The organism is Archangium lansingense (assembly GCF_026626635.1).
In the GTDB taxonomy this organism is placed as follows: Bacteria; Myxococcota; Myxococcia; order Myxococcales; family Myxococcaceae; genus Archangium; species Archangium lansingense.
The window spans coordinates 12,373,433-12,398,434 of record NZ_JAPNKA010000001.1 but is presented as its reverse complement, the minus strand read 5'-3'; the positions used below and the strand labels follow the sequence as shown (position 1 = coordinate 12,398,434).

At 68.8% G+C, this 25,002-nt stretch carries 19 protein-coding genes; 11 read left to right on the top strand and 8 right to left on the bottom strand.

Annotated features, from left to right (window positions below; all coding sequences use genetic code 11):
- Positions 1 to 194: 194 nt before the first annotated feature.
- Entirely contained in the window at positions 195 to 2,042 is a 1,848-nt protein-coding gene (locus OV287_RS49715) for a sensor histidine kinase (protein ID WP_267541118.1), read from the bottom strand.
- Between the two features lie 76 nt (positions 2,043 to 2,118).
- Between OV287_RS49715 and OV287_RS49710 the strand changes: the two genes are divergently transcribed.
- Both OV287_RS49710 and OV287_RS49705 read left to right on the top strand, forming a co-directional pair.
- Positions 2,119 to 3,693, top strand: coding sequence for a phytoene desaturase family protein (locus tag OV287_RS49710; RefSeq protein ID WP_267541117.1), 1,575 nt, complete (start codon positions 2,119 to 2,121; stop codon positions 3,691 to 3,693).
- 49 nt (positions 3,694 to 3,742) lie between these two features.
- Positions 3,743 to 5,215, top strand: coding sequence for an RIO1 family regulatory kinase/ATPase domain-containing protein (locus tag OV287_RS49705; protein WP_267541116.1), 1,473 nt, complete (start codon positions 3,743 to 3,745; stop codon positions 5,213 to 5,215).
- Here the strand turns inward: OV287_RS49705 and OV287_RS49700 are convergent.
- Positions 5,212 to 5,385: a hypothetical protein gene (locus tag OV287_RS49700; RefSeq protein WP_267541115.1), complete on the bottom strand. Its 174-nt coding sequence runs from the start codon at positions 5,383 to 5,385 to the stop codon at positions 5,212 to 5,214. The genes OV287_RS49705 and OV287_RS49700 overlap by 4 nt on opposite strands.
- A gap of 257 nt (positions 5,386 to 5,642) precedes the next feature.
- Between OV287_RS49700 and OV287_RS49695 the strand changes: the two genes are divergently transcribed.
- The 3 genes from OV287_RS49695 to OV287_RS49685 all read left to right on the top strand — a co-directional run bounded on the left by OV287_RS49695 (position 5,643) and on the right by OV287_RS49685 (position 11,447).
- Positions 5,643 to 5,879, top strand: a complete 237-nt coding sequence (locus tag OV287_RS49695) for a hypothetical protein (RefSeq protein ID WP_267541114.1) — start codon at positions 5,643 to 5,645, stop codon at positions 5,877 to 5,879.
- A gap of 174 nt (positions 5,880 to 6,053) precedes the next feature.
- Positions 6,054 to 10,130, top strand: a complete 4,077-nt coding sequence (locus OV287_RS49690; protein ID WP_267541113.1) for a hypothetical protein — start codon at positions 6,054 to 6,056, stop codon at positions 10,128 to 10,130.
- Between the two features lie 363 nt (positions 10,131 to 10,493).
- Positions 10,494 to 11,447, top strand: a complete 954-nt coding sequence (locus OV287_RS49685) for a hypothetical protein (RefSeq protein ID WP_267541112.1) — start codon at positions 10,494 to 10,496, stop codon at positions 11,445 to 11,447.
- Positions 11,448 to 11,514: 67 nt separating this feature from the next.
- Here the strand turns inward: OV287_RS49685 and OV287_RS49680 are convergent, their stop codons facing one another.
- On the bottom strand, positions 11,515 to 12,372 hold the full coding sequence (locus tag OV287_RS49680) for a Uma2 family endonuclease (RefSeq protein WP_267541111.1): 858 nt from the start codon (positions 12,370 to 12,372) through the stop codon (positions 11,515 to 11,517).
- 323 nt (positions 12,373 to 12,695) lie between these two features.
- Between OV287_RS49680 and OV287_RS49675 the strand changes: the two genes are divergently transcribed.
- Positions 12,696 to 13,472, top strand: a complete 777-nt coding sequence (locus tag OV287_RS49675) for a Uma2 family endonuclease (RefSeq protein ID WP_373371883.1) — start codon at positions 12,696 to 12,698, stop codon at positions 13,470 to 13,472.
- Between the two features lie 71 nt (positions 13,473 to 13,543).
- On the opposite strand, the gene OV287_RS49670 is transcribed toward OV287_RS49675, so the two are convergent.
- Positions 13,544 to 14,056, bottom strand: a complete 513-nt coding sequence (locus tag OV287_RS49670) for a hypothetical protein (RefSeq protein ID WP_267541109.1) — start codon at positions 14,054 to 14,056, stop codon at positions 13,544 to 13,546.
- Positions 14,057 to 14,230: 174 nt separating this feature from the next.
- On the opposite strand from OV287_RS49670, the gene OV287_RS49665 reads away from it, so the two are divergent.
- The 3 genes from OV287_RS49665 (at position 14,231) to OV287_RS49655 (ending at position 18,823) form a co-directional block, all read left to right on the top strand.
- On the top strand, positions 14,231 to 16,090 hold the full coding sequence (locus OV287_RS49665; RefSeq protein WP_267541108.1) for an ABC transporter ATP-binding protein: 1,860 nt from the start codon (positions 14,231 to 14,233) through the stop codon (positions 16,088 to 16,090).
- 162 nt (positions 16,091 to 16,252) lie between these two features.
- Positions 16,253 to 16,741, top strand: coding sequence for an NUDIX hydrolase (locus OV287_RS49660; RefSeq protein WP_267541107.1), 489 nt, complete (start codon positions 16,253 to 16,255; stop codon positions 16,739 to 16,741).
- 213 nt (positions 16,742 to 16,954) lie between these two features.
- The gene (locus tag OV287_RS49655) at positions 16,955 to 18,823 is read left to right on the top strand and encodes an OPT/YSL family transporter (RefSeq protein ID WP_267541106.1); all 1,869 of its coding nucleotides are present in this window, start codon (positions 16,955 to 16,957) and stop codon (positions 18,821 to 18,823) included.
- Positions 18,824 to 19,275: 452 nt separating this feature from the next.
- Here OV287_RS49655 and OV287_RS49650 read toward each other — a convergent pair whose 3' ends face one another.
- The 3 genes from OV287_RS49650 to OV287_RS49640 all read right to left on the bottom strand — a co-directional run bounded on the left by OV287_RS49650 (position 19,276) and on the right by OV287_RS49640 (position 22,635).
- Positions 19,276 to 19,881 (bottom strand): 2,3-bisphosphoglycerate-dependent phosphoglycerate mutase, encoded by a 606-nt coding sequence (locus OV287_RS49650; RefSeq protein ID WP_267541105.1) that lies wholly within the window; start codon positions 19,879 to 19,881, stop codon positions 19,276 to 19,278.
- A 12-nt stretch (positions 19,882 to 19,893) separates the two neighbouring features.
- The gene (locus tag OV287_RS49645; protein ID WP_267541104.1) at positions 19,894 to 20,526 is read right to left on the bottom strand and encodes a CBM96 family carbohydrate-binding protein; all 633 of its coding nucleotides are present in this window, start codon (positions 20,524 to 20,526) and stop codon (positions 19,894 to 19,896) included.
- 225 nt (positions 20,527 to 20,751) lie between these two features.
- Complete coding sequence (locus OV287_RS49640; RefSeq protein ID WP_267541103.1) at positions 20,752 to 22,635, bottom strand: vWA domain-containing protein; 1,884 nt, start codon at positions 22,633 to 22,635, stop codon at positions 20,752 to 20,754.
- Between the two features lie 137 nt (positions 22,636 to 22,772).
- Between OV287_RS49640 and OV287_RS49635 the strand changes: the two genes are divergently transcribed.
- Together OV287_RS49635 and OV287_RS49630 are read left to right on the top strand one after the other, a co-directional pair.
- A complete protein-coding gene (locus tag OV287_RS49635; RefSeq protein WP_267541102.1) occupies positions 22,773 to 23,606 on the top strand; it encodes a hypothetical protein in 834 nt (277 codons plus the stop codon).
- Between the two features lie 100 nt (positions 23,607 to 23,706).
- Positions 23,707 to 24,294 carry a CDP-alcohol phosphatidyltransferase family protein gene (locus OV287_RS49630; RefSeq protein ID WP_267541101.1) on the top strand — a complete coding sequence of 196 codons (588 nt, stop codon included), beginning with the start codon at positions 23,707 to 23,709 and terminating at the stop codon, positions 24,292 to 24,294.
- A 45-nt stretch (positions 24,295 to 24,339) separates the two neighbouring features.
- Here OV287_RS49630 and OV287_RS49625 read toward each other — a convergent pair whose 3' ends face one another.
- On the bottom strand, positions 24,340 to 25,002 hold the full coding sequence (locus tag OV287_RS49625) for a phosphoribosylanthranilate isomerase (RefSeq protein WP_267541100.1): 663 nt from the start codon (positions 25,000 to 25,002) through the stop codon (positions 24,340 to 24,342).

The window sequence follows — 25,002 nt, the reverse complement described above, 5'->3', positions numbered from 1 at the left end:
TCCGGGTCCTCCCCGGGGCCAGGGCGCCAGACGCCTTCGATGGGCCTGGGCGCTGAGCACCCCAGCCCGACGAGGAGTGTAACCAGGAGCCACGGGTTGAGGTGCTTCGCTGCGGACATGGGAGGAATCAGCCTACCCGCCTTCCGCGAGCATCGCCATGCACCCAGTTTCTCGCGCTCCGCTCTCGCGCGGCCTCAATTCACGAGCATGGCCAGCCTGCCTGGGTTGTCGCGCGGGAGTCTCGCGGTGAAGGTGGTGCCATCGCCCGAGTGGGACTCGGCGCTCAACGTTCCACCGTGAGCGAGGATGATCTGCTGCACGATGTAGAGCCCGAGCCCGAGCCCGCCACTGTTGTGCGTGCGCTCGCGGGTACCGCGGCGGAAGGGCTCGAAGAGCTCCGGCAGCACGTCCTCGGGGATGGGTGCGCCCTCGTTGTGCACGGAGAGCATCACCTCATGAGGTGCGTGCCCGTCCACGGTGACGCGGATGGGTGAGCCCTCGGGGCTGTACTGCAAGGCATTGCCCACCAGGTTGGAGATGACCTGGGAGAGCCGTCCCGAGTCCCACTCACCCAACCCATGTCCGAGCACTCGCAGCGACAGGCGCGAGCCAGGGTGCGAGGTCTCCAACTCCTCCAGCGCCTCGCGACAGATGGCCGACAGGTCCGCCAGGCTCGGGTCCACGGGCATGCCGCCTCCCAGCCGGCTGCGGGTGAAGTCCAGCAGCTCGGAGATCATCCGCACCATCCGGTCCGCGCTGGAGGCAATGCGCCGCACCGCCTTCAGCTCGCGCTCGGGCAGGGCCTCGGACACCAGCAGCACGCGGGCCGAGAGGGTGATGGCGTTGAGGGGGTTGCGCAGGTCATGCCCGACGATGCCGAGGAAGCGCTCGCGGAACTCCGCGGTGGTGCGCAGCCGCTCCAATGACTCGTCGCGCTGCTGCTCCAAGGCCAGGCGCTCCGTCTCGTCGCGGGCGGTGAGCACGGCGCCCACGGGCGAGCCGTCCGGGCGGTGCAAGGGCGAGGCAGTGCCGCACAAGGTGCGGACCGAGCCATCCGGGCGCCTCACCAACCAGCGGGCGTTGCTCACCGGCTCGCCCTCGAGGGCGCGGTAGAGGGGCGTCTCGCTCAGGGGCAGGGGCTGCCCGTCCAGGGTGAGCAGGCCGAAGGTGGAGGCCCACTCGGGGGCGGACACTTGCTGGCGGGTGACGCCGTGCTGGCGCTCGGCCTCGGCGTTGAAGAGCTGGATGACGCCCTGGGCGTCCGTCACCACGATGGCATCCCCGCTCTGCTCGATGACAAGGTCCAACAGCGCCTGCCGCTCCTCCACTGCGCGGTGGGCGGCGTGCTCGCGCTCCAACATCCCGGCCCGTTCCGTCTCGGCGCGCACGCGCTGCCGGAGCGCGCGTAACAGGAAGACACCCAGGGCCAGGGTCACCAGCACCGTCCCGAGGAAGCCCAGGGCGAGCATCCCCAGCGCATGGGTGGAGTTCGACCGGGTCTGATAGCGGGCCTCCCAGTAGCGCTCGCGCTCGTGGTCGGCCAGTGCGTTCAGGGTCTTCTCCAGCTCGACGCGGATGGGTTGCAGCTCCGCCAGCAGCTGGGGGCCGGACGCGGGGCCCTCTTTGAGCCGCCGGTCGATGATGCGCTCCAGCACGGGGCTCGCCCGAGTCCGGGTCTCCAGGAAGTGCTCCACCAGCCGGCGCTCCTCTGGCGTCCGGGGCTCGTGGCGCGTGAGCTGCGCGATGACGGTTCCGAAGTTCAGCCGAGCCTGCTGCAGCCCGGCCAGGTAGCGCTCGTCCTCGAAGAGGAGGAAGTCACTCGTCCGGTGCATGAGGTGGGTGTTGGCCGTGACGAGCTCCTGGGTGAGGACCACGTCCTCCATGTACCCGGTGATGAGCTGGTCCTGGCTGTGCAGGGTGGAGTGCAGGACGGCGAGCGAGCTGGTGCCCAGCAGCATGGCGACCAGGGCGACGAAGATGAAACCGGCGACGGCCTTTCGCATCGGCGGGAAGAACGCCCGGGCCAGCGGGAATCGTGCCATCGGGGCTGAAGAATCAGGACGCCTGCCCGCCTGGAGAGCTGCAACGCCGGCGGCTTCCAGGCATCGTAGCGCCGCCATGGTACGTCACGTCATCGTCGTGGGAGCGGGACCCGGGGGCCTGTCGGCCGCCATCAACCTCGCGGGGTTGGGGCTGAAGGTCACGGTAGTGGAGAAGGAGCGGGTGCCCGGAGGGCGGATGAGGGGGCTCACCCTGGGCGAGCACGGCGAGTACGCCGTGGACACGGGGCCCTCCATCCTGCAGCTCCCCGGGGTGCTGGAGCGCATCTTCGAGCGCTCGGGCAAGCGCATCTCCGACTATGTGAAGCTGGTGCCGCTGGACACCAACACCCGGGTGCACTTCTGGGACGGTACGTACCTGGACACCACCCGAGACGCGGCGCGGATGGAGCGGGAGGTGGCGAAGTTCGGCGCGGACAAGGCGCCCGCGCTGCGCCGCTGGCTGGAGGAGAGCCGGGAGAAGTACCCGCTGGCCTATGAGAAGTTCATGGCCACGCATGCTGACAGCCTGGCCTACTATGCACCCTGGCGGTTGCTCTCCACGCTGCGCTTCAAGCCGTGGCAGACGCTCTACCGGCACCTGGACGGCTTCTTCCACGATGACCGCATCACCTACGCGCTCTCCTATCCCTCCAAGTACCTGGGGCTGCACCCCACCACGTGCTCCTCGGTGTTCAGCGTCATCCCCTACCTGGAGCTGGCCTTCGGGGTGTGGCACGTGGAGGGCGGTTTCCGAGCCCTGGCGCGGGGGATGATGAAGTGCGCCGAGGACCTGGGCGTCACCTTCCGGATGGGCACCCCGGTAGAGCAAGTCCTGGTGGAGTATGGCCGGGCGGCGGGGGTACGGCTGGCGGGCGGCGAGCGGCTGGAGGCAGACGCGGTGGTGGTGAACGCGGACCTGCCCTACGCGGCCCAGAAGCTCGTCCCCTCCGAGGCTCGCGCCGGCACGCGGCTGACGGACGAGGCGCTGGAGAAGGCGAAGTACTCGTGCAGCACCTTCATGGCCTACTACGGGGTGGACCGGGTCTATGAGGAGCTGCCCCACCACCTCATCTATCTCTCCAACAGCGCGCGGCGCACGGACCGGGAGGCCCTGGAGGACCAGAAGGTGGACGTGGACGACCCGCCCTTCTACGTCTGCAACCCGGGGGTGACGGACAGGAGCGGGGCGCCCGAGGGCCACTCCACCTTGTATGTCCTGGTGCCTACGCCCAACACCTCGCGGGAGGTGGACTGGGCGGCCACGGAGCGCACGCTGCGCGAGCGGATTCCGGCCATGCTGGAGAAGGTGGGTCTGAGGGGGGTGCGCCAGCACCTCCGCGCCGAGCGCTACTTCACCGCCCAGACCTGGCGGGACGACTTCAATGTCTTCCGGGGGGCCGTCTTCAATCTGTCGCACACCTGGACACAGTTGGGTCCGCTGCGACCCCATGTGAAGAGTCCCAGCGTCGAGGGGCTCTACTGGGTAGGGGGTGGGACGCACCCGGGCAGCGGGCTGCTCACCATCATGGAAAGCGCCAACATCGCGGCGGACTACCTCTCCCGGGAGGCAGGGAAGGGGCCCCTGGCCGGTTGGCCCTATGTGCCGCCGGTCGAGGAGCATTCGACCGGGCTCCATGCACGTGTGGGCTGAGGTCATCCGGAATACGTGGTAGGACTCGGAGCCTTCCGACACGCGAACGATGAACGAAGCGCTCCAAGTCCTGTTGACCGACGGTGTGATTGACGAAGTGGTGGGCCGCCTCAAGAGTGGCAAGGAGGCGGACGTGTATCTTGTCCGCCACCACGGAGAGGTGGTCGCCGCGAAGATTTATAAGGAGCGCGAGCACCGCAACTTCCGCAACAACTCGGGCTACCGGGAGGGCCGGCAGGTGCGCAACAGCCGCACCGCGCGCGCCATCGCCAAGGGGAGCCGCTTCGGGGTGCAGGCCGCCGAGGACGCGTGGAAGACGGCCGAGGCCGATGCCCTGGGCAAGCTGTTCGCCGCCGGGGTGTGCGTGCCCAAGCCGGTGATGTTCTACGAGGGCGTGCTGCTGATGGAGCTGGTGCTGGACCTCGAGGGTCACCCGGCACCGCGGCTGGAGGAGGCGGCGCTCACGGCCGAGGAGGCCTCGGCGCTGTACTTCGACCTGCGCAACCAGGCCATCCGGATGCTGTGCTGCGACCTCATCCACGGAGACCTGTCGGCCTTCAACATCCTGCTGGGCAACCGCGGGGCCACCATCATCGACTTTCCGCAGGTGGTGGATGCGGCGGCCAACAGCCAGGCCGAGTTCTTCTTCAATCGGGACGTGGAGAACCTGCGCCGCTACTTCGAGGCGGCGGACCCGAGCCTGCGGGCGCGGGCAGGGGACGCGAGCGAAATCTGGCGGGCGTACACGAAGCGTGAGCTGACGCCGGACTTCGTGCCCACGGGGCGCTTCCAGGGCAACGGGCCGCGCAACGGCGGGAACCGTTTCAATGGGGGAGACCGGCCGCCGCGGGGAGACCGGCCGCCGCGGAACGACCGTCCGCAGGGCGAGCGCTTCCCTCGAGGCAACGGTGAAGGCCCGCGCCAGTGGTCGGAGCAGGGTCCTCGGGAGATGCGTCCCCAGGGTGAGCGTCCTCCTCGGAGTGACCGTCCGCAGGGAGACCGGCCACCGCGGAATGACCGTCCGCAAGGCGAGCGCTTCCCCCAGGGAGACCGGCCACCGCGGAATGACCGTCCACAAGGCGAGCGCTTCCCCCAGGGAGAGCGGCCGCCGCGGAATGACCGTCCACAAGGCGAGCGCTTCCCCCAGGGAGAGCGGCCGCCGCGGGGAGAGCGGCCGCCGCGGGGAGACCGTCCGCAGGGAGAGCGGCCGCCGCGGAACGACCGCCAGCAGGGTGAGCGCTTCCCTCAGGGAGACCGTGCACGGGGAGAGCGACTCCCTCGGGGCAACGGAGAAGGCCAGCGGCGGTGGGGAGAGCAGGGCACGAGGCCCTCGGAGCAGCAGGGGCCACAGGGCCCGCGGGGGCGTCCTCCGGAGCGGAGGAGCGAGCGGCCCGAGCGTGGGCCACGTCAGCCTCGAGGCGGTGGCGGTGGCGGTGGCGGTGGCGGTGGTCCGGTGGTGTCCTACGTACAGAAGGCCCCGGCCCCTTCCGCTTCGCCGTCGAAGCCGGAAGACGAGTCCTAGGGGTAGCGGTGCGGCGGCGGTGGCTCGGGCTGGCAGGCCACCTCGAGGAAGGTGGTGCTGCGCCCGCTGACGAGCACCCAGAGGCATCGCAACAGGCAGGTGGCTCCGAACTCCCGGTAGATGAGTCCCAGGTTTTCGAGCACCTCGCGTCCGGTGATGACTCCCCGCATGCCGCACCCCCTGATGAGCGTCGCCAGGGGCCAACTGCAAAGGCTTTGCCGAGCCCTTCCTGTCGAAATGACAGGGTTTGTCGGCGGCTGAACGCGCCAAGCCCCTCACCTTCCGTTGGGAGATTTACGCCCACCTGCGCCGAGGTGTGACGGCCCGGCCTGAAGCCTGAAGTTCCTACAGGCGGCCTGTGGAAAGGTTGACGGGGGCTCGTGGATGATGCGCCCGCCGTCCAACCCCTCCCTCCCTGGAGTCCCCCATGCGTCGCACCGTCATCGCCGTTGCCGTGGCCTTCGTCCTCGGTGGTTTCTCTCAGCGCGCCTTCGCCGAGAAGCAGCCCAAGATGGAGGAGGCGCTCGTCCACCTGCGTTACGCGCTGGCCGCGCTCAAGTCCGCCTCCCACGACAAGGGCGGCCACCGCGCCAAGGCCGTCGAGCTCACCGAGAAGGCCCTGGAAGAGGTGAACAAGGGCATCGCCTCCGACAACAAGCGCTAACGCTTTGCGTCAAACCGCCGGGGTGGGGGCAGCCCCGGTGGTTCTCATGATCCGAAAAAACCGCCCTACGCAACTGGAAACCTACAGGGCCGATAATCGTAAATAAGCAGGTTCCGTACATCTTCCGCCCTAAGCGCACCCCAGGCGCACGCTGGTCCCTCGCGAGGTTTCCCCATGTCGATCAAGAAGACGGATGGCTCCACTTACGTTCCGAAGCCGAAGCCGCCGGAGCCGAAGCCCGTCGAGACCAAGGCGAAGCCGACCACGACGACGGCCAATGGCAACCAGGGGGCGGCGACGACGCGCAACCAGGTGAAGCCGCGGCAGACGCGGGACGGGTTCGACGGTGGCAAGGCGCCCTCCTCGGCAGCGCGTGGCCAGCAGGCGGAGAAGCTGGGGTCCACCACGGCGCCCACGACGGCCCAGCCCGGCGCCGCCACGGACAAGGGTGCGCTGGCGAAGCTTGGCCTGACGGAGGACGACCTCAAGAAGGCGGGCGAGGCGGCGCGTCCGCACCTGGAGAAGGCAGTGCAGTCGGTGGCGGGCGGGCACCCGGAGCAGGCGCTGGAGCACCTGCGCAACGCGGCGCTGGCCTCGCCCGAGGTGGCGCAGAAGGCCATCCGCGGTCTGGCGCAGAACCTGCCCGAGGGTCCTGCCAAGACGCTGCTGACGGATCCGAAGGTGGCCAAGGAGCTGGTGACGAACAACCAGCTGCACGCCTCGGTGGGCAAGCTCATCCAGAACCCGGGTGACACGGCCGCGGTGCGCGAGCTGCTCAACAACGCCCCCGCGCGCGACGCGGTGCTGGGCGCGCTGAGCAATGACCCGAAGGTCAAGGAGCAGCTGGCGAAGGTCGGCCTGGAGCCGAAGGACCTGGTCGAGGCCGGTGCGGCCGCGCCGAAGCTGTGGGACGCCGCCGAGAAGATCAAGGCGGGCGACATCAAGGGCGGTCTGGCGGACATCCAGGCGGCGGTGGAGGCCGCGCCGGGGCTGGCCGCGAAGATTGGCGAGAAGCTCGAGAAGCTTCTGCCGCAGGGCGTGAAGGACCAGTTCGCCAAGCTGGGCATCACGCCGGAGCAGATCCGCACGGCGGGTCCGGCGCTGCCGCACCTCTATGAGGCGGCGGACGCGGCGGCCAAGCAGGACTGGGGCAAGGCCTTCAACGCGCTGAAGGAAGCGGCCATCGCCGCCCCGGATCTCACCACCCAGGCCATGAAGGGCCTGGCGCAGCAGCTCCCGGCCAGCCTGGGCGCGGTGAAGACGCTGCTGACGGACGACAAGTTCCTCAAGGAGGTCGTCACCAACCGCGACCTGCACGGCCAGGTGGGCAAGCTCTTCGACGAGTCCACCCGGATGGAGGGACTGCGCGGGCTGCTCAACAACGACAAGGTGCGTGACACGGCGCTCACGGCGCTGGGCAACGACCCGAAGGTCAAGGAGCAGCTGGCGAAGATCGGCCTGGAGCCGAAGGACCTGGTGGAGGCCGGCAAGGCCGCGCCGAAGCTCTTCGATGCCGCCGAGAAGATCAAGGCGGGCGACATCAAGGGAGGTCTGGCGGACATCCAGGCTGCGGTGGAGGCCGCGCCGGGGCTGGCCGCGAAGATTGGCGACAAGCTGCTGAAGATCCTGCCGCAGGGCGTGAAGGATCAGTTCGCCAAGCTGGGTATCACCGAGCAGCAGCTGCGCACGGCAGGTCCGGCGCTCCCGCACCTCTATGAGGCGGCGGACGCGGCGGCCAAGCAGGACTGGGGCAAGGCCTTCAACTCGCTGAAGGAGGCGGCCATCGCCGCCCCGGATCTCACCACCCAGGCCATGAAGGGCCTGGCGCAGCAGCTCCCGGCCGGCCTGGGCGCGGTGAAGACGCTGCTGACGGACGACAAGTTCCTCAAGGAGGTCGTCACCAACCGCGACCTGCACGGCCAGGTGGGCAAGCTCTTCGACGAGTCCACCCGGATGGAGGGACTGCGCGGGCTGCTCAACAACGACAAGGTGCGTGACACGGCGCTCACGGCGCTGGGCAACGACCCGAAGGTCAAGGAGCAGCTGGCGAAGATCGGCCTGGAGCCGAAGGACCTGGTCGAGGCCGGCAAGGCCGCGCCGAAGCTCTTCGACGCCTTCGACAAGATTCAGAAGGGTGACGTGAAGGGCGGTCTGGCGGACATCCAGGCGGCGGTGGAGGCCGCGCCGGGGCTGGCCGCGAAGATTGGCAACAAGCTGGTGGATGCGCTGCCGCAGGGCGTGAAGGACCAGTTCGCCAAGCTGGGCATCACCGAGCAGCAGATCCGCTCGGCGGGTCCGGCGCTCCCGCACCTGTTCGAGGCGGCGGATGCGGCCTCCAAGCAGGACTGGGGCAAGGCCTTCAACGCGCTGAAGGAGGCGGCGATCTCCGCGCCGGACCTCACCACGCAGGCGCTGAAGGGCCTGGCGCAGCAGCTCCCGGCCAACCTGGGCCCGGTGAAGACGCTGCTGACGGACGAGAAGTTCCTCAAGGAGCTCGTCACCAACCGCGACCTGCACGGCCAGGTGGGCAAGCTCTTCAATGAGTCGACCCGTCTGGAGGGCCTGCGCGGCCTGCTGGGCAACGATGCGGCGCGCGACACGGCGCTCACGGCGCTGAGCAACGACCCGAAGGTCCAGGAGATGCTGACCAAGGCGGGCCTGACGCAGCAGGATCTGCTGCAGGCCGGCAAGGCGGCGCCGCACCTGTTCGACGCGGTGAAGGCCTTCTCCGAGGGCAAGATTGACGACGGCATCACCGCGCTGGGCGCGGCGGCCGAGGCGGCTCCGGAGCTGCTGAACAAGATTGGCGAGAAGCTGATCAACAAGCTGCCCGAGGGCCTGCGCAAGAACATCTCCGACCTGGGCATCACTCCGTCCGAGCTCATCCAGGCGGGCCGGGCGCTGCCGGATCTGCTGAAGGCGGGCCAGGCGCTGGGCCAGGGTGACTTCCAAGAAGCGCTCAAGGGACTGCAGGGCGCGGCGAGCAAGATGCCGCCGTCCATCATCGAGAAGGCCATCACCACGACGGCCGGGAAGCTGCCGGACGAGGGCTTCGCGGGCGTGGTGAAGTCGATGCTCACGGACAAGGACTTCGTCCACCAGCTGGTGGCGAACCCGGACGTGCACGCGGCCTTCGGCAAGATGATGTCGGGCGACCTGGTGCAAGGCACCAAGGACCTCCTGACGAACCCGGCGCTGGCCACGGCGGCGGGCAACGCGCTGGCGAAGAACGCGGGGCTGATGGAGAAGCTCAAGCCCTTCGGCATCGAGAGCGGCGCGGACATCGCGGCGCTGGGCGGCGCGGTGTTCGACGTGATGGAGGCGGGCAAGCAGATCGCCGAGGGCAAGCCGGGCGAGGCGCTGAAGTCGCTGGGCAAGGCGCTGGCGGACGTGCCGCCGGAGCTGCGTGGCCGCATGGCGGGCAAGCTGGCGGAGAAGCTGGGCGCGCCGGAGTGGGCCAAGGACACGATCGTCGCGGCGGCGAGCCTGCTGGGCAACGACCAGGTGGGCGATGCGCTGGGCAACGCGTTCGACGCGCTCAAGAAGGGCGACATCGGCGGCTTCGTGAAGGGCCTGGCCACCACGGGCAAGACGATTGCCCAGACGGCGCCGGAAGCGGCCAAGGCGTTCCTCAACTCGCTGTCGCATATTCCGGGCAGCCTCGGTGAGCTGTTCGGGGACCGCGAGCTGAACGCGGCGATGGTGGACTCGGGCGCGGTGACGAACCTGTTCGAGGCCGCGGAGAAGCTGTCGACCGGTGACATCGGCGGGGCGCTGCGGGAGATCGCCGAGGCGGGTGGAGCGCTGCTGACGCAGGGCGACCACTTCGAGGTGGCGGGCCAGGAGCTGCCGTTCGGGCGTCAGGGCATCGAGAACATGACCCGGCTGTTCGGGCGGTTCGTGGACGCGCTGCCGGACGAGCTCAAGGAGAAGATCGCCAAGGAGTCGGCGAAGTTCGCGGCGAAGGCGGGCCTCAAGTCGGTGCCGCTGCTGGGCAACATCATCAGCGCGGGCAGCGCGATTGGCAGCGCCAAGGACCTGTGGGACGAGCTGCACAAGGACCCGAAGGACGGGCTGGACATCGCGCTGGCGGCCGGTCAGCTCGGCCTGGACGTGGCCGGAGCCATCCCGGGTCTGAACAGCATCACGGGCCCGCTGCAGATCGTGCTGGGCACGGCGAAGGTCATCAAGGGAGCCGCGGACCTGATCGGCGACGTGAGTCAATTCCAGCAGAGCCTGGTCGGCGCCTGAGCCCCAGCCGTTCCCCCTCCTCATCCCTCGCCCCAACCACCCCTCGCCCTCCGGGAGAGGATCCCCCCGGCGTTCAAAGGGGGGGAAAGCCCCCCGGGGTGAGGGTATCGGAGGCCCCGGGTTGACCCCGCGTCAACCTCCTCTCCCACTGTGAGAGGGGGAGGGGTGAGGGTTTGCCCGGGGGGATGACGCGGCCGTCCCCTCTCGATATGGTGTCCTGAAACTACCCACGTCCCGAGGCCTGAGCGGTCCGGGAGGTGGGAGGCGGGGGGCCCCCATGCGGAGAGTAGAGGCAGGTGGGTGTAAGGTGCGCGTGGGCTCCTCGCGCGAAGGAGGAGCGCCTTGCTACGAGTACAATCACCCATGAAGAGTTTGCCGCTGGCCGTTCTGCCCCTGATGACCCTTCTCGCGGTTCCGGCTGTGGCCGCGCCTCGCGTGAAGATCATCCTCCCGGAGAAGACGAAGAACACCTGCATCCGCAAGGTGGCGCGTCTCTCCTCCACGCTCAAGTACGAGGCGGCGCTTGCCGGGCTCGCCGAGCCCGGGTGTACACAGGACCTGGGGACGGACGAGCAGCTGTGGGTCTCGCTGATGGAGGGCATGCTGCACCAGGCCCTCGGGCAGACTCCTCAGGCGGAGGACGCCTTCTGCCGCGCGTTCAAGCAGGAGGAGCTGGCGAGCCTGCCCCTCGCCGACAAGCCCACGGCGGAGCTGGACGGGCTCTTCGAGAAGATGCGGGTGGAGTGCCCGGAGCGCAACAAGCCCAAGCCCGAGCAGGCCGAGGCTCCGGCGCCCGTGGCTCCGGTGGTGGAGGCTGCTCCGCCGCCCGCCCCGCCCCCTCCCGCGGTGGAGGAGACTCCCCCGGCGCTCTCGCTGGCGGACTCGTTCGAGCTGTACGCCGGAGTGCATGGTGAGGCCGATGTGGGAAGCTCGGGACCGCTGCCGCTGGGTGGCCTGAGCGTGCACGGCTCGGTGCACCTGCTGCACGGGCTGAGGGCGGGAGTGGGCCTCACGGCGCTCGGCTCGCCGCGGTTCGCCTCCGCCATTGGCCTGGTGCATGCTGACGTGCGGCTGGCCTATCCGGTCATCGCCCGGACGGAGAGCTTCGGCCTGCATGTCTTCGCGACGGGTGGCCCGCTGCTCTACGGGCCCAGCCCCATGGCGGTTGGAGGCAGGGCCGGACTGGGCCTGGCGATGGACGTGTCCAAGGTGCGCGTCTCGCTGGGTGGTTCCTACGAGTGGCGCAGCCACTACCGGCTCGACTACGCGGCGCCGATGGCGTGGCTCGAGGTGGGTTGGAAGATCGCGGGCCGCTAGGCAACACTGCCGCGACTAGAAGCCGCCGAGGTCCAGGGATTGCCTGGGCCCAGGCGGCTTCTCTGTTTTAGTCCCTGCGTTGCTCGAGCCGCTCCAGCTCGGCCTGCAACTCCTTCAAGCGCCGCTCCGCCTCCTCACGGCGCCGGGTCTCCTCTACCAGGTGTTTCTCCGCCTCCAGGCGAAGCCGGGTCTCCTGCTCGCGTCGGTGCACCTCATCCTGCAGTTGGCGGGAGTCCTCTTCGGCGCGGTGCTGCACCCCATGCAGCAACTCCTCCAGCCGGGCGATGAGCTCGTCCGACTCCATCAGCAGCGCGGTGCCCGTCCAGAAGCGCAGCCGATCTCCCTCCACCTGCAGCTCCAGTCCCAGCACCCGCGAGACATAACGCCCCTGGCGCTGCTCCATGGGCACGTAGGTGTGAGCTTCGGGTGAAGCCAGCCGGTACGCCTCCAATCGCTGCCGGGCCCGGTCGTAGATGAAGTACTCGGGAATGCCGAGCCGGGCGTAGCGCTGCACGTTGTACTCGGCGTCCTTCTTGCGATCGCCGCCCACGTGCACCTCCATCACCCAATCCAGCCCCTTGCCCTCGGCACTCACCACCCACTTCTGGCGCGGGTACGGCTCGGCATCCAGCACGGCGAGCAGATCCGGCGCGAAGCGCCGCTCGCCCGGGTAGTAGATGGGCAGCTCGGCGCCCAGGTACACCTTGCGCTCCTGGCGTTTGAAATAGCCGCGCAGTGCATCCATGGCCTGGACCTTGCCCTGGAAATGCCGGTCGCCCTCCGGCATGGCCATCTCGTCCCACGTCACCTCCCCGGGCAGTGAGTCCACCACCCGGTCCCGCTCCTCCTGCCCCATCGCCTCCCACTCCTCTTGCGTGGGCGCCCGGGGGAAGGCGTCTCCACGCTCGTCCGTGTGCCGTCCCATGCGCATAAGCGTGCGACGGGTGACCTCGGCGGTCAATTGCCCCCACGCTACTTCTCAGCAAGGAGTAGGCCGAGTGGACAAAGTCCGCCGTGCCGAGCGGACGGTGCGTGGGAGCGCCCGCGGCACGGGTCCCGCTCGGGAGGCGGCATCCCGTGGCGCGGATGTCTGACGGGTGCCAGGAGAGGCTCTTCTGTAAGAGGTCTCGAAGGGGCCAGAGGCCCCGATGTGCAACCGGCCCACGACTTGCTGTGCCTCGTCTCGAGGGGGACGGGGATAGCGGCGACAGGTTGACCTTGGAGGTCTCCCGCCTCACGCTTCGAGACATGGAGCGCGATCGGCGGGGCAACGCAGAGGCCATCCCCCACGCACCCTCCCAACAGGAGTGGGAGGCGATGAGCGTGGAAGAGCGGGAGCAGGTGGTGGCCTCACTGCCCGGGGAGGTGACATGGGAGGAGATGGCGCTGCCGGAAGGAGACCGGCACTTCCTGGCGAAATTGGGCGCTCTGGATGTGTTGAGGGGCCACTTCGGCCGCCACCGGCGGCACAAGGTGTACCTGGGGGCGGAACTGCCCGTGTACTACCCGGGCGAGCGGCGTTTCGCGCCGGACCTGCTGGCGGTGCGAGACGTGGAGCGGCACGAACGGGACAAGTGGGTGGTGAGTGCCGAGGGCAAGGGGCTGGACTGGGTGATGGAGGTCCACGTGGGCGGCGATCGCAAGAAGGACGCCGAGTACAACGTGCGGCGCTACGCCCGGCTCGGCATTCCCGAATACTTCATCTACGACCGGAAGAAGGAGCGGCTGGTGGCGTACCGGCTGCCGGGAACCGGGGCGAGGAAGTATGCGGGTATTCCCCTCGTGCGAGGCCGCTACCACTCGGAACAGCTGGGGCTGGAGTTGCAGGTCGAGGAGGGACGGCTGCGCTTCTGGGCAGGGCGCACGCCACTGTTGGAGTCGGACGAGCGCATTGCATGGTTGACGAAGGAGGCGAAGCGCTTGCGGCGGCGCGTAGACGAAGAGGCGCGGCTCCGGGAAATGGCGGAGCAACGCCTGGCGAAGCTGCGAACCGAGCTGAAGCGGCTCAAGACACGTGGCGTCTAAGCGTCGAGCCCGCCCAGAAGGCGAAGGTGCACCGGGGGGAGGGTCTGCCCCTCCACCCCGTTCGGAAGCACCTACCCGAGCTTCTTGATGAAGGCGGCGGCGAGCTCGGCCTTCTTCGCATCGCTCTCGTTGGCGGGCACGATGAGGATGCGGTCGGCGGGGAGCACCTTGCGCGCGCGCTCCTGCAGGTGGGCGGAGTACTTGGCCACGTACTCGTCGGCGGTCTTCTGGGCGACGCCGGAGGCGAGCCCCTTCTTGCGCTGCTCCTCGAGGCCGGCGAAGTCGAGCACGCACCCATCAGCCTGGCCGAGGTAGAGCAACCAGCTCACGCTGTAGACGCCGATGCGCTGCTTGCCGGCGGCGAGCTTGTCGAGCGCGTCCTTGTAGTAGGGGGCGAGCTTGGGGTTCTCCCCCGGGGGAAGGTCGCCCTTGAGGAGCAGCTTCTGGGCCTCCTTATTATCGGAGACGGCGTCCGTGATGGCCTCGTTGTCCACGAAGGTGAGCTGGGACGTGGCGCAGGCGCGGGCCATCCAGGGGGCGGATTCGGCCGGCTCGTTGTCGAAGACGATGACGAAGCGCTTCATCGAAGGGGGTCTCCAGGCGAGGGATGGGGCCATCATAACCCCGAGAGGCTGGTCGGAGAGCATCCTGGCGGGCGGAAACTGGGAGGGGAACACGGAGCCGGAGTCCGGAGGCCAGGCGCATGTGGCGGCACGGGAGATGCGGCACACGTGGGGGCGCCGGGTTAGAGAGAGGGCGTGTCTCCTCCGCATGTCACGGCGCGTCCCCCCCAATCCCTCAAGGCCCGGCTGAAGAACGCGGGCAGCCTCTTCCGGCAGTTGCCGGGCACCTTCCGGCTCTTCTGGGAGGCGAGCCCCTGGGGCGCGGTGGTGCTCGGGGCGCTGACGCTGGTGGCGGCGCTGGTGCCAGCGGCCATCGCCTGGGTGGGAAAGCTCATCGTGGACGGGGTGGTGGCGGCGTCCTCTGGCGGGGGGCCGGCGGCGCGCGAGCAGGTGGTGCGGCTGGTGGTGCTGGAGTTCGGGTTGATGGTGGGCTCGGTGACGCTGGACCGGGCGCTGGCGCTGACGCGGGAGCTGCTGCGGGCCAGCCTGGGCAACCTGCTCAACGAGCGGATCCTCCAGAAGGCGCTGCAGTTGGAGCTGCGGCACTTCGAGGACTCGGACACGTACGACAAGATGCAGAACGCGCGGCGCGAGGCGAACAGCCGGCCGCTGGCGCTGGTGATGGATGCGTTCGCCATCGTGCGCAACATGGTAACGCTGTCGACGTACGCGGTGCTGTTGGTGGCGCTGTCGCCGTGGAGCGTGGTGGTGCTGGTGGCGGCGAGCATCCCGGCGTTCATCGCGGAGGCGCGGCTGGCGGCGGAGGGCTTCCGGCTGTACTCGTGGCGCGCGCCCGAGGGACGCAAGCTGAACTACCTGGAGTGGATCCTCACGCGAGACAACCACGTGAAGGAGGTGAAGGTGTTCGCGCTGGGCTCGCTGGTGCTAGGGCGCTACCGGACGCTGTTCCAGAAGTTCTTCCAGGAAGACCGGGCGTTGGCGCTCAAGCGGATGGGGTGGGGCCTGGGGTTGGGGCTGTTGTCGCTGGGGGCGTTCTACGGGTGCTACGTGTTCGTGGCGAACCGGGCGGCGCAGGGGGAGATCTCCGTGGGAGACATGGTGCTGTACCTGAGCGTGTTCCGGCAGGGGCAGGCGGCGTTCCAGGGGATTCTCTCGAGCGTGGGGAGCATGTACGAGGGGGCGCTCTTCATGAGCAACCTCTTCGCGTACCTGGAGATACCAACGGGGCAGGAGGCGCCGAGGGTGTTGCCGGCGCGCACGGCGCCGAAGGGGCGGGGCAACGCCATCGAGCTGCGCAACGTGTCGTTCCGCTATCCGGGGAAGCAGGAGTGGGCGCTGCGCAACCTGTCGTTGAAGCTGGAGCCGGGGGAGAAGCTGGCGCTGGTGGGGGAGAACGGGGCGGGGAAGAGCACGCTGGTGAAGCTGCTGCTGCGTCTGTACGAGCCGACGGAGGGGGACATCCTCTACGGGGGCGTGAACCTGAAGGACATGGAGCCGGAGGACTTGCGCTCGAGGTTCGGAGCGGTGTTCCAGGACTTCGTGCGCTACCAGTTCAGCGTGGCGGAGAACATCGGGTTGGGGCACGTGGCGGCGCTGGAGGACCGCAACCGCATTGTGCGGGCGGCGGAGCAGGGAGGCGCGAGCGCGGTGATTTCAGCGCTGCCCAACCAGTACGACACGATGTTGGGAGGCTGGTTCGAGAAGGGGCAGGAGCTGAGCGGAGGGCAGTGGCAGAAGCTGGGGGTGGCGAGGGCGTTCATGAGGGAGGACGCGGAGGTGCTCATCCTGGACGAGCCGACGGCGAGCATCGACGCGGAGTCGGAGCACGCGCTGTTCGAGCGCTTCCAGGAGCTGGCGGCGGACCGGATCGCGCTTGTCATCTCCCACCGGTTCTCGACGGTGCGGATGGCGGACCGCATTGCAGTGCTGCACAACGGGGAGGTGGAGGAGTTGGGGAGCCACACAGATCTGATGGCGCGCAACGGGCGGTACGCGCACCTGTTCAACCTGCAGGCCCGAGGCTACCGGGACTGAGCCGAGCCTCCACTTCGCCCAATATCCCCTCGCCCTCCGGGAGAGGGACGGGGTGAGGGTGCCACGCCTCCCGGGTTCCCCAGGTGTGCCCTTCAGGTCGGAAGGCGGGGGCCTACCTCCTGACTTCTTGCGGAGCGGCGGGCGAGGGATAAGAGCCCTGTCATGCGCTACACGCCCATCATTGGCACGCTCGGCTACGTCATGTCTCCGGACGGGACGAAGGTGCTGCTCATCCACCGCAACGCGCGTCAGGACGACGCGCACCTCGGCAAGTACAACGGGCTCGGTGGGAAGATGCACCCGGACGAGGACGTGGTCTCCTGCATGCGCCGGGAGATCCGCGAGGAGGCGGGAATCGAGTGCACGGAGCTGACGCTGCGAGGCACCATCAGCTGGCCGGGCTTCGGCCCGAAGGGGGAGGACTGGCTGGGCTTCATCTTCCGAATCGATCGCTTCGAGGGCACGCCGCACGAGCGCAACGTGGAGGGAACGCTCTCGTGGGTGCCGGTGAAGGACATCATGAGCCTGCCGTTGTGGGACGGGGACCGGCACTTCCTCCCGTTGGTGTTTGACGGAGACCCGAGGGCCTTCCACGGCGTCATGCCCTACGAGGACGGTCGAGCGGTGAGCTGGTCCTTCACTCGCATCTGAATCTTCCCTCCGCGGAAACACGGCCCCACAGCTGGATGCCCGTGTCCGACTGCGCGAGGGCGGGGGGCACCCACTGCACCCGTGACGCGGCGCAGCCAGCCAGGAATACGAGTGCGAGCAGGATGTTGCGGCGAGTCTGGGGATTGATAGGGCCTTCTCCTCGGGAGGGTCGGGGTTGGAGGGACCCTCGGGGGCCGGTACCCTACGCCATCCATGGCTCACCCCCTCTCCCCGCCTCCGCCCTCTGCTCCGCCTCCAGCTTCGCTCCACTCCGTTTCCTCCCCAGAGGGCAGTGCCCCGCGCTTCGGCTGGCTGCCCACGCCGGGCTCGTGGAAGTTCCACCTGCTGCTGAGCGCGGTGGCCATCTTCGTGCTGGGGCCGCTGGGAGGCATTGCTGCCTCGTACATGAACTTCAGCCTGGGCTTCTTCGTGGGCGGGCAGGTGCTGGCCGGCATCCTCGGCAGTGCCGTCACCTACGGCTACGGCCCCGAGGGCAAGCACGGCGCCAACTACATGCAGACGATGGCCGCCTCGGTGGCCTCCATGTGCGCCATGTCCGTGCTCATCCAGGCCATGGTGTGGCTGGGCATGCCGCAGCCTCCGGCGTGGCACCTGATGCTCTTCGTGGGCTGCGTGGGCATGTTCGGCGTGGGCGTGGGAATGCTCTACACGCCGTTGCTGGTGGACCGGCTGCAGCTCGACTACCCGTCGGGGTATGCGGTGGCGAACATCCTGCGGGCGCTCACCGACAAGCGGTTGCTGAAAGCCTCCATCGCCAAGCTGGGCGGTGGCATGGGCCTGGGGGCGGTGGTGGCGGGGCTCACCGAGCGCGTGGTGGCGCTGGGCTCGTTCGGCGTGAGCGCGTCCACGGTCGGCGCGGGCATGGTGGTGGGCAGCCGCATCACCGTGCCGGCCATCATGGGCGGCCTCATCGGCTATGCCTTTACCCCTTACCTGCGCAGCATCGGCTGGCTGGGGGAGAACGAGCCATTCCGCAAGATTGGCTTCCTCATCGGCCTGGCAATGATTTGCGGCGCGGCGGTGGTGGACCTGTCCTTGCTGGCGGTGCAGGCGGTGGACCGGGTGCGCAACCGGGCGCAGGCCCCGGCCGACGAGGTGCCCGCGTGGAAGCAGGTGAGCTTGCCCAAGCTGTTCGGCTGGGTGGGCTTCTGGGCGGTGGCGGTGGTGGTGGTGGCCACGCAACTGCTGGAGCAGCCCCTGGGCTTCATCCTCTTCGGAATCGGGCTGTCGCTGCTCTTCGTGCTCATCAACGGCATCGCCTATGGCATCACCGACCAGAATCCCATCTCCAGTGCCTTCGTCATCTCGGTGCTGTTGATGTCGCTGCTGGGGCTGAAGAACCCGCTGGTGGGCGTAATGGCCGCGAGCATCCTGCTCATCTCCACCTCGGTGGGCTGTGACATGCAGCAGGACCGCTCCACCGGCTGGCGCCTGGGCACCGACCGCACCATCCAGTTCCGCTATCAGGTGATTGGCATCGTGATGGGGGCGGTGCTGTGTGTGGGATTGGCGCGGGTCTTCATGAGCGCGTATCCGGTGCTGGCCATCAACCAGCTCGACAACCCGGAGATGCAGGTGGGCCAGTGGAGCTCGGCGATGACGTACAAGTTCGTGGGCGCCATTCGCAGCCTGGGCTCGATGTCGGACCACACGGTGAAGGCGTTGCTGCTCGGCCTGTCGATTGGCTTCACCATCGAGGTGGCGCGCAAGCTGCTCAAGCGCAATGCGCGCTACCAGGCGTTCCTGAAGGGCTCTCGCGCGGGCTACGTGGTGGGCTGGACGATGGACTCGGTGCTGCTGTCGAGCCCGTATGCTTCGTCCTTCGGCGGCTTCGTGAGCCTGCAGTCGGCGCTGTGGTTCGGCGCGGGCGGCGTGGTGTCCTCGCTGTGGAACACGCTGACGAAGAAGCCTGCGCCGCACACGGCGGGCTCACCGGGGGAGGGCGAGGCGCTGCCCGAGGACATGAGCACCACCTCGCTGGTGGGTGGAGGGCTCATCGCCGGCGAGTCGCTCTACTTCCTCATCGTGGGCCTGGCCGGGTTGCTAGCGCTGCTGTGGTGAAGCCCCCTCTCTACCAACCCTCCTGTACCAACCCCTCTGAGCCAACCCTTCCTCTCCCTCCGGGAGAGGGTCGGGGTGAGGGTATCGAGGTCCCAGGGTTGTACCCGTCTGCTGTAACTCCTACCGATTTCGGGACTCCCTCATGCCCCCGTGGAACCCCAACCCGTTGAAATCACGAGTCCCGACCCCAGAAACCGCGCTGGCACGCGAGATGCTCTATCTCCCTGCGTGAGGTGAGTAGGGCAGGGCGGGTGGGGCAGGACGGGCGGGTGGGGCAGGACGGGCGGGTCGGTCGAGGGCGGCGGGTAGGGGTGGGGTTGGGGTTGGGGAGCAGTACGAAGGGTAAGGGTAGGGCTTCTTCGGGTGCAGTGCCTGGGGTTGTTACGGGGGCAGTACAGCGGGGAGGAGCTGCTTGGGGGCGGCTCCTCCCCGAAGTTTTTCCGGGCGTTGCCCTACTCGTGGGTGCGCTTGCTGAGGACCTCGCACTCGGTGCTCATCTCGTAGACGAGCGGCACGCCGGTGGCGAGCTCCACGCCGACGACCTGCTCGCCGGTGAGCTTGTCGAGCTTCATCACCAGGGAGCGGTTGGAGTTGCCGTGGGCGACCACGAGCACGTTCTTTCCCTGGCGCAGGTCGCCGGCGATGGCGCGGTCGTAGAAGGGCAGCACGCGCTTGGCCGTCATCTCCAGCGACTCGCCATTGGGGGGCGGGACGTCATAGGAGCGGCGCCACTTCTTCACCTGGTCATCGCCCCAGCGCTTGGCGGCGTCCTCCTTGTTGAGGCCCTGGAGGTCGCCGTAGTGGCGCTCGTTGAGGGAGGCGTCGCGGATGACGGGGATGCGCTGGCCGAGCGTCTCGAGGATGATGGCCAGCGTCTCCTGAGCGCGGGTGAGGGCCGAGGTATAGGCCACGTCGAACTTGAGGTGCCCCAGGGCCTTGGCGGCCTGCCGGGCCTCGGAGCGGCCCTTCTCCGTCAGGGGCACGTCCACGAAGCCAGTGAAGCGGTTCTCATGGTTCCACAGGGACTGTCCGTGTCGGACGAGAGCGAGGATGGGCATAGGCGCCCCACTCTAACCAGGGTCGGGCTGTAAACAACCATGGGAGCGCGGCGCCTCCACTGACAGGACGAGCCCTGGTCGCCAGAGGACACGCGAGTGCTCCTTTGATGCGAAGTCCACACCGTTACGGGACTCGTTGATGAGGGCGAAGCCATACGCGCCGGAGCCCGTCACCACGGGGGTCACGTCGTACTCCACCCAGCTTCGGTGGGGCACCTCGCCCAGGTCTCCCAGCGGCTCTCCCGTTATCGAGGGCCGCTGGCTCCACGTGAGGGTGTTCTCATTCAAGTCCGTGGTGGTTGGGTAGAGCTTGGGGCCGTCGGTGCTGCCATCCAGCGCGAAGAGGCGCAGCGAGGCCTGCATCACAGGGCCCGGCAGGGCGGGCACGTTGAAGCGCAGGTAGGCCGAGCGTCGGGAGAGGTTGTCCGCCACCAGCTTGCGCTCCACGCCGGAGCCCGCCTGCTCCAGCCCCTCTTCCACATAGCCGTCGTCCGTGGGCGCAACGGCCAGTTCCTGCATCTCCAGTCCCGAGGATTTCTGACAATCCACTTCGCTCGAGGGGGCCTCATCGCCACACCCGGCGAGCAGCACCAGTGCCGCCCACCCGGTGACACCCCTAACGCCCCAGCGCACACCTTGCTTCATGCTTCCCCCGTTTCTCCACGAGGGGGGTGCACCAGGGATGCCAAAGGACAGGTGCCAGAGAACCCCGATTCGTCCGCGAAACTCTGCGCGCGTGGGGCGATGCCGCGCTCACTTCGGGAAGGCGCGTTGCCCTCGGGGTGCAGGCCCGGGGGCAGCTTGAGGCGTGACGGCTCTTGCTCCAGCCCCTCGGGGCAGGGCTGTGTGCGGCGCGCGACGGACGCGAGCTCAGTGGCCTCGCGTCGGAGCCGGACGGCCCTCCGCGGAGGTGCTGTCTCGCAGGGCCACGCTGCTCATCAGAGCGCGGGCGCGCTCCAGCAGCGACACGAACTCCTCGCGCTCGGCATTGCCGGCGGGGGTGGCACCGCGGGCGATCTTCAGCACCTGCTCGAAGCTCCAGCGCTCGGCGTGGGGGCTGCGGCGGAGCAGCTCGGCGGCGCCCATGACGGCGGTGGCGAAGCGCAGGTCCGCGGAGGCCTCGGGGAAGGAGGCCGCGAGCGCCGTGGCGGGGAAGCGGAACGAGCGCTCCGAGGCCGTCTCACCGCGGGGCCGCTTGGCTCGCAGACGCACGGTGGCGAGGCCCTCGCCCGCGCCGGGCTTCAGCTCCAGCTCGTAGAGCGCGGTGACGGTGTGGCCGGAGCCAATCTCTCCCGCGTCCACCTTGTCATTGCGGAAGTCGCGGTCGGCGATGTCGCGGTTCTCGTAGCCCACCAGCCGGTAGCGCGCCACCTGGGCGGGGTCGAACTCCACCTGGAGCTTCACGTCCTGGGCGATGACCTCCAAGGTGCCGCCGAGCTGCTCCTGGAAGATGCGACGCGCCTGGAGGAGCGAGTCCACGTAGTAGTGGTTGCCATTGCCCTGGTCGGCGAACTGCTCCATGACCGTGTCTTTGTAGTTGCCCATGCCGAAGCCCACGGTGGTGACGGTGATGCCCTCCTTCACGTGGCCGCGGATGAGCTTCAGGATTTCCTCATGGGAAGAGGGGCCCACGTTGGCATCGCCATCGGAGAGGATGATGACGCGCGAGATGGAAGTGCCATCGAGCTGCTTCATGGCCTGCTGGTAGGCGAGCTGGATGCCGGAGGCCATGGCGGTGGAGCCGCCGGCGGTGAGGTCCTCGATGGCGGCATGGATGAGGGCCTTGTGCTCCAGGCCGGTGGGAGGCAGCGCGAGCTTCACGCCGCCCGCGTAGGTGACGAGCGCCACGGTGTCGCCATCGCGCAGGTTGTCCACGAGCATGCGCAGGGAGCGCTTGGCGAGCGGCAGCTTGTCGGGAGACTGCATGGAGCCGGAGACGTCCACCAGGAAGGTGAGGTGGGCGGACTTGCGCTCGGAGACGCTGAGGCGCTTGCCCTGGACACCCACGCGCAGCAGGTGGCGGCCAGGAGTGAGGGGCGAGGGCGCGGCATCCAGGTGCACGGCGAGCGGGGAGCCCTCGGGCTCGGGGTACGAGTAGCGGAAGTAGTTGAGGAACTCCTCCACGCGCACGGCCTCGCGGGGCGGCGGTGTGCCCTCGAGGAGCTTGCGGCGCGCGAGCGTATAGGAGGCGGTGTCCACGTCGATGGCGAAGGTGGACAGCCGGTCCTCGGCGGTGGTGACGAAGGGATTCACCCCGTGGTCGCGGTACTGCTCGGTGTTGCCTTCCGAGGGCGGCTCGGCGGGGACGCTGGCGGTGGGGGGACGCACGCTGGCCCTGCCGTTGAGGGAAGCCCCGGCGCCCATGCCGACGCCCTGCCCGTAGCCTCCACCCCGGCCCCGGGTGCCGATGGAGCCGATGCCGATGACGTCACCGCCCCCGCCACCTCCGCCACTGCCCTTGATACCGAGCCCTCCGAGTCCCTGGGCGGTTCCTCCGCTGCCCGAGCCGAAGAGCTGCGCGGCCGGGAGCGGGGGCGCGGGGGCATCCTTCTTGCCAATGGCGGCCTCTTCCCCCTTGGCGTTCTCCTGTTTCTGGGCCGGTGCGGAGAGCTCCTCCGGCGTCTGGACCACGAGTCGCTGCAGCCCGCGCGTCGGGTCCTCCTCGGACCTGGCACGCTGGCATCCTCCGAGCGTCCAGCTTCCAACGGCCAGCGCGCACACGACTCCCGTGACGGCGAAGGGGCTCCGCCTCATGTACTGCCTCCAGAACAGGTGGGGTTCGTCTCTCGGAGCCCTTGGACAACGGTGCGCGCGGCAGGTTCCCGGGTATTCACGCGAAGACTGAGGGCCTCTTCCCCCGAAGGCCCAGATGGTCCAGGCTGAGGCGCACCGTGGAACGTTCGCGCGCCCCCGTTCGTACACCTGAGGCCTCCGGCGAGGTCGTCCCCGAGCCCGTGAGCCTGGAGCCGCCTCCGTCCGCGCGCTGGCTGCTGGAGCAGGTGCGCGCTCCAGGTGTGGCGCGGGCCGAGGTGGATGCTCTCCTGCGCGGGCTCGAGCTGCCGTTGGGGCCTGGGGAGGCGGCTCGCGAGCGGGCGGACCTGTTGCACGGCATCCTGGAGGACGAGGAGGTCCGCGAGTACACGGGCACCGGTGGCCGCAAGGTGGGCCATGTGGCGGTGCTGCAACTGGTGGAGCTTGGCTTCCCGTACGCGCTGGAGGTGCCTCCGGAGCTGTTCGCCCAGGCGCGGGCCGCCGGAAGCGGAGGCGCACCCCAGGAGGGCTCCTCGCGCGGTGGGCCGAAGGGCTGGATGGTGGTGCTCGCGGGGGGCCTGGAAGCGTTGCCCGCGCTCGCCTTGGCTACCTCGGGCCTGGGAACCGGTGGCGGGTCCGACGACATCACCACGGCTTTGAGCTGGTTCCTGGTGGTGTCCCTCACCTCGTTCGTGCCGGCCTTCCTGGCGGACACCGAGCCGGTGTTGCGCAGGCGCTGGCTGCACTACCTCATGCTGCTGGCGATGGCGCTGCCGGCTCTGCCCTGGCTGGCGGCCACGGCTCTTGTGTTTGCTGCCGCGGACGGGAAGTTTTGGGCGTTGCTATTCTTCGTACTGCCCCTAGGGATGGCGCTGCTTCGCCTGATCGGCGCGAGATCCCTGTATGGCCCGGCGCCTGAGGCGAAGCCCGCAGAGGAGTCCGACGAGGAGCAGTCGGGGTTGGAACCCAGCTGACAGAAGGCAGGGGTTGGATGCCTGGCGGGGAGCGGGTGAGCGAGCGGGGCCTCGCCGTACGGAATGCAAGGGGCGGGAGGCATTCCTACCTTCCGGAGGTATGCGCCGCCGAACGAGCCTCGTGCTCCTCAACGCGCTGTCGTTGTGCCGCCTGCCGCTGGCGGTGTTCTTCGTGTTGATGGAGGACTCGCTGGCCCGGGTGGGGTTGGTGCTGGCGGCGGCGCTGACGGACTTCCTGGACGGGTGGATCGCGCGTCACCGACACCTGGAGTCGTATTGGGGAGCGCTCATTGATCCGCTCGCGGATCGGGCCTTCGTGATGGTGGCGCTGGTGACCTTCGTGGTGGAGGGAAAGCTAACGCCAGTGGAGTTCGGCATCCTGGTGGTGCGCGACGTGGCGACGGCGCTGGGGTTCTTGGTGGCGCGCATCGTGCCGAGCTTCCGGCTGGTGAAGTTCCAGGCGCGGATGCTGGGCAAGGTGGTGACGACGCTGCAGTTGGGGGCGTTGCTGGCGGTGCTGGTGGCGCCGGTGTTGGTGAGGCCGTTGGTGGTGGCGGTGGGAGTAACGGCGCTGGCAGCGGTGGCGGACTACACAGCGACGGTGTGGAGGAAGAGGACGAGGCGCCAAGGCCCCCGAGGTCCCACTCTCCCCAATATCCCCTCGCCCACCGGGAGAGGGACGGGGTGAGGGTACCGGCAGCCCCGGGTTGCGCCGGAGCGTCCCCCGCGGGCCTCAGGAGCGCAGCTGCGTGAAGAACCGCGCGAGCTTCTCCGTATCCAACCTGCCATCCGTCCGCACACTGCTGCACAGGTCGAGCCCGAAGGGACCCACCTGGCGAATCGCCTCGCCCACGTTCTCCGGGCGCAGACCCCCAGCGAGGAACACGGGCACGCGCACCTGCTCGCGGATGTGTCGGCTGATGGCCCAGTCATGAACGCGCCCGGTGCCGCCCAGCTCCTTCACGGCAAGGGACTGATTGCCCGAGTCGAGCAGCAGCGCATCCACGTGGGACGCTACGCTCAGGGCCTCTTCGAGGGACTCCTCGCCGGTGACGTGAATGACCTGGACGAGCGACACGCCGGGCATGGCGCCCCGCAGGTCCGCGTAGCTACCCGCGGTGAGCCGATCGCAGATCTGCACGGTGTTGGTCCGGCAGCGGCGCTGCTGGGCGATGATGTCCCGAGCGTCCTGGCTGCACGTGAGCAGGAAGGTGCCGATAGGAGGCGGGACGGTGGCGGCGATCTCCGCGATGAGCGGCTCGGAGATGACGCCGGGGCCGCTGGGCATCGACGAGACGAGTCCCAGTGCGGAGGCTCCAGCTCGGATGGCGGCGTGAGCCTCTTCGACGCTGGAGATGCAGCAAATCTTGATGCGCGGGATGCTGCTCGCTTCCAT

Bases quoted from the DNA above. Each gene is read 5' to 3' on its own strand.
- OV287_RS49715 (WP_267541118.1), bottom strand. From the start codon at position 2,042: ATGGCACGATTCCCGCTGGCCCGGGCGTTCTTCCCGCCGATGCGAAAG.
- OV287_RS49710 (WP_267541117.1), top strand. From the start codon at position 2,119: ATGGTACGTCACGTCATCGTCGTGGGAGCGGGACCCGGGGGCCTGTCG.
- OV287_RS49705 (WP_267541116.1), top strand. From the start codon at position 3,743: ATGAACGAAGCGCTCCAAGTCCTGTTGACCGACGGTGTGATTGACGAA.
- OV287_RS49700 (WP_267541115.1), bottom strand. From the start codon at position 5,385: ATGCGGGGAGTCATCACCGGACGCGAGGTGCTCGAAAACCTGGGACTC.
- OV287_RS49695 (WP_267541114.1), top strand. From the start codon at position 5,643: ATGCGTCGCACCGTCATCGCCGTTGCCGTGGCCTTCGTCCTCGGTGGT.
- OV287_RS49690 (WP_267541113.1), top strand. From the start codon at position 6,054: ATGTCGATCAAGAAGACGGATGGCTCCACTTACGTTCCGAAGCCGAAG.
- OV287_RS49685 (WP_267541112.1), top strand. From the start codon at position 10,494: ATGAAGAGTTTGCCGCTGGCCGTTCTGCCCCTGATGACCCTTCTCGCG.
- OV287_RS49680 (WP_267541111.1), bottom strand. From the start codon at position 12,372: ATGGGACGGCACACGGACGAGCGTGGAGACGCCTTCCCCCGGGCGCCC.
- OV287_RS49675 (WP_373371883.1), top strand. From the start codon at position 12,696: ATGGAGCGCGATCGGCGGGGCAACGCAGAGGCCATCCCCCACGCACCC.
- OV287_RS49670 (WP_267541109.1), bottom strand. From the start codon at position 14,056: ATGAAGCGCTTCGTCATCGTCTTCGACAACGAGCCGGCCGAATCCGCC.
- OV287_RS49660 (WP_267541107.1), top strand. From the start codon at position 16,253: ATGCGCTACACGCCCATCATTGGCACGCTCGGCTACGTCATGTCTCCG.
- OV287_RS49655 (WP_267541106.1), top strand. From the start codon at position 16,955: ATGGCTCACCCCCTCTCCCCGCCTCCGCCCTCTGCTCCGCCTCCAGCT.
- OV287_RS49650 (WP_267541105.1), bottom strand. From the start codon at position 19,881: ATGCCCATCCTCGCTCTCGTCCGACACGGACAGTCCCTGTGGAACCAT.
- OV287_RS49645 (WP_267541104.1), bottom strand. From the start codon at position 20,526: ATGAAGCAAGGTGTGCGCTGGGGCGTTAGGGGTGTCACCGGGTGGGCG.
- OV287_RS49640 (WP_267541103.1), bottom strand. From the start codon at position 22,635: ATGAGGCGGAGCCCCTTCGCCGTCACGGGAGTCGTGTGCGCGCTGGCC.
- OV287_RS49630 (WP_267541101.1), top strand. From the start codon at position 23,707: ATGCGCCGCCGAACGAGCCTCGTGCTCCTCAACGCGCTGTCGTTGTGC.
- OV287_RS49625 (WP_267541100.1), bottom strand. From the start codon at position 25,002: ATGGAAGCGAGCAGCATCCCGCGCATCAAGATTTGCTGCATCTCCAGC.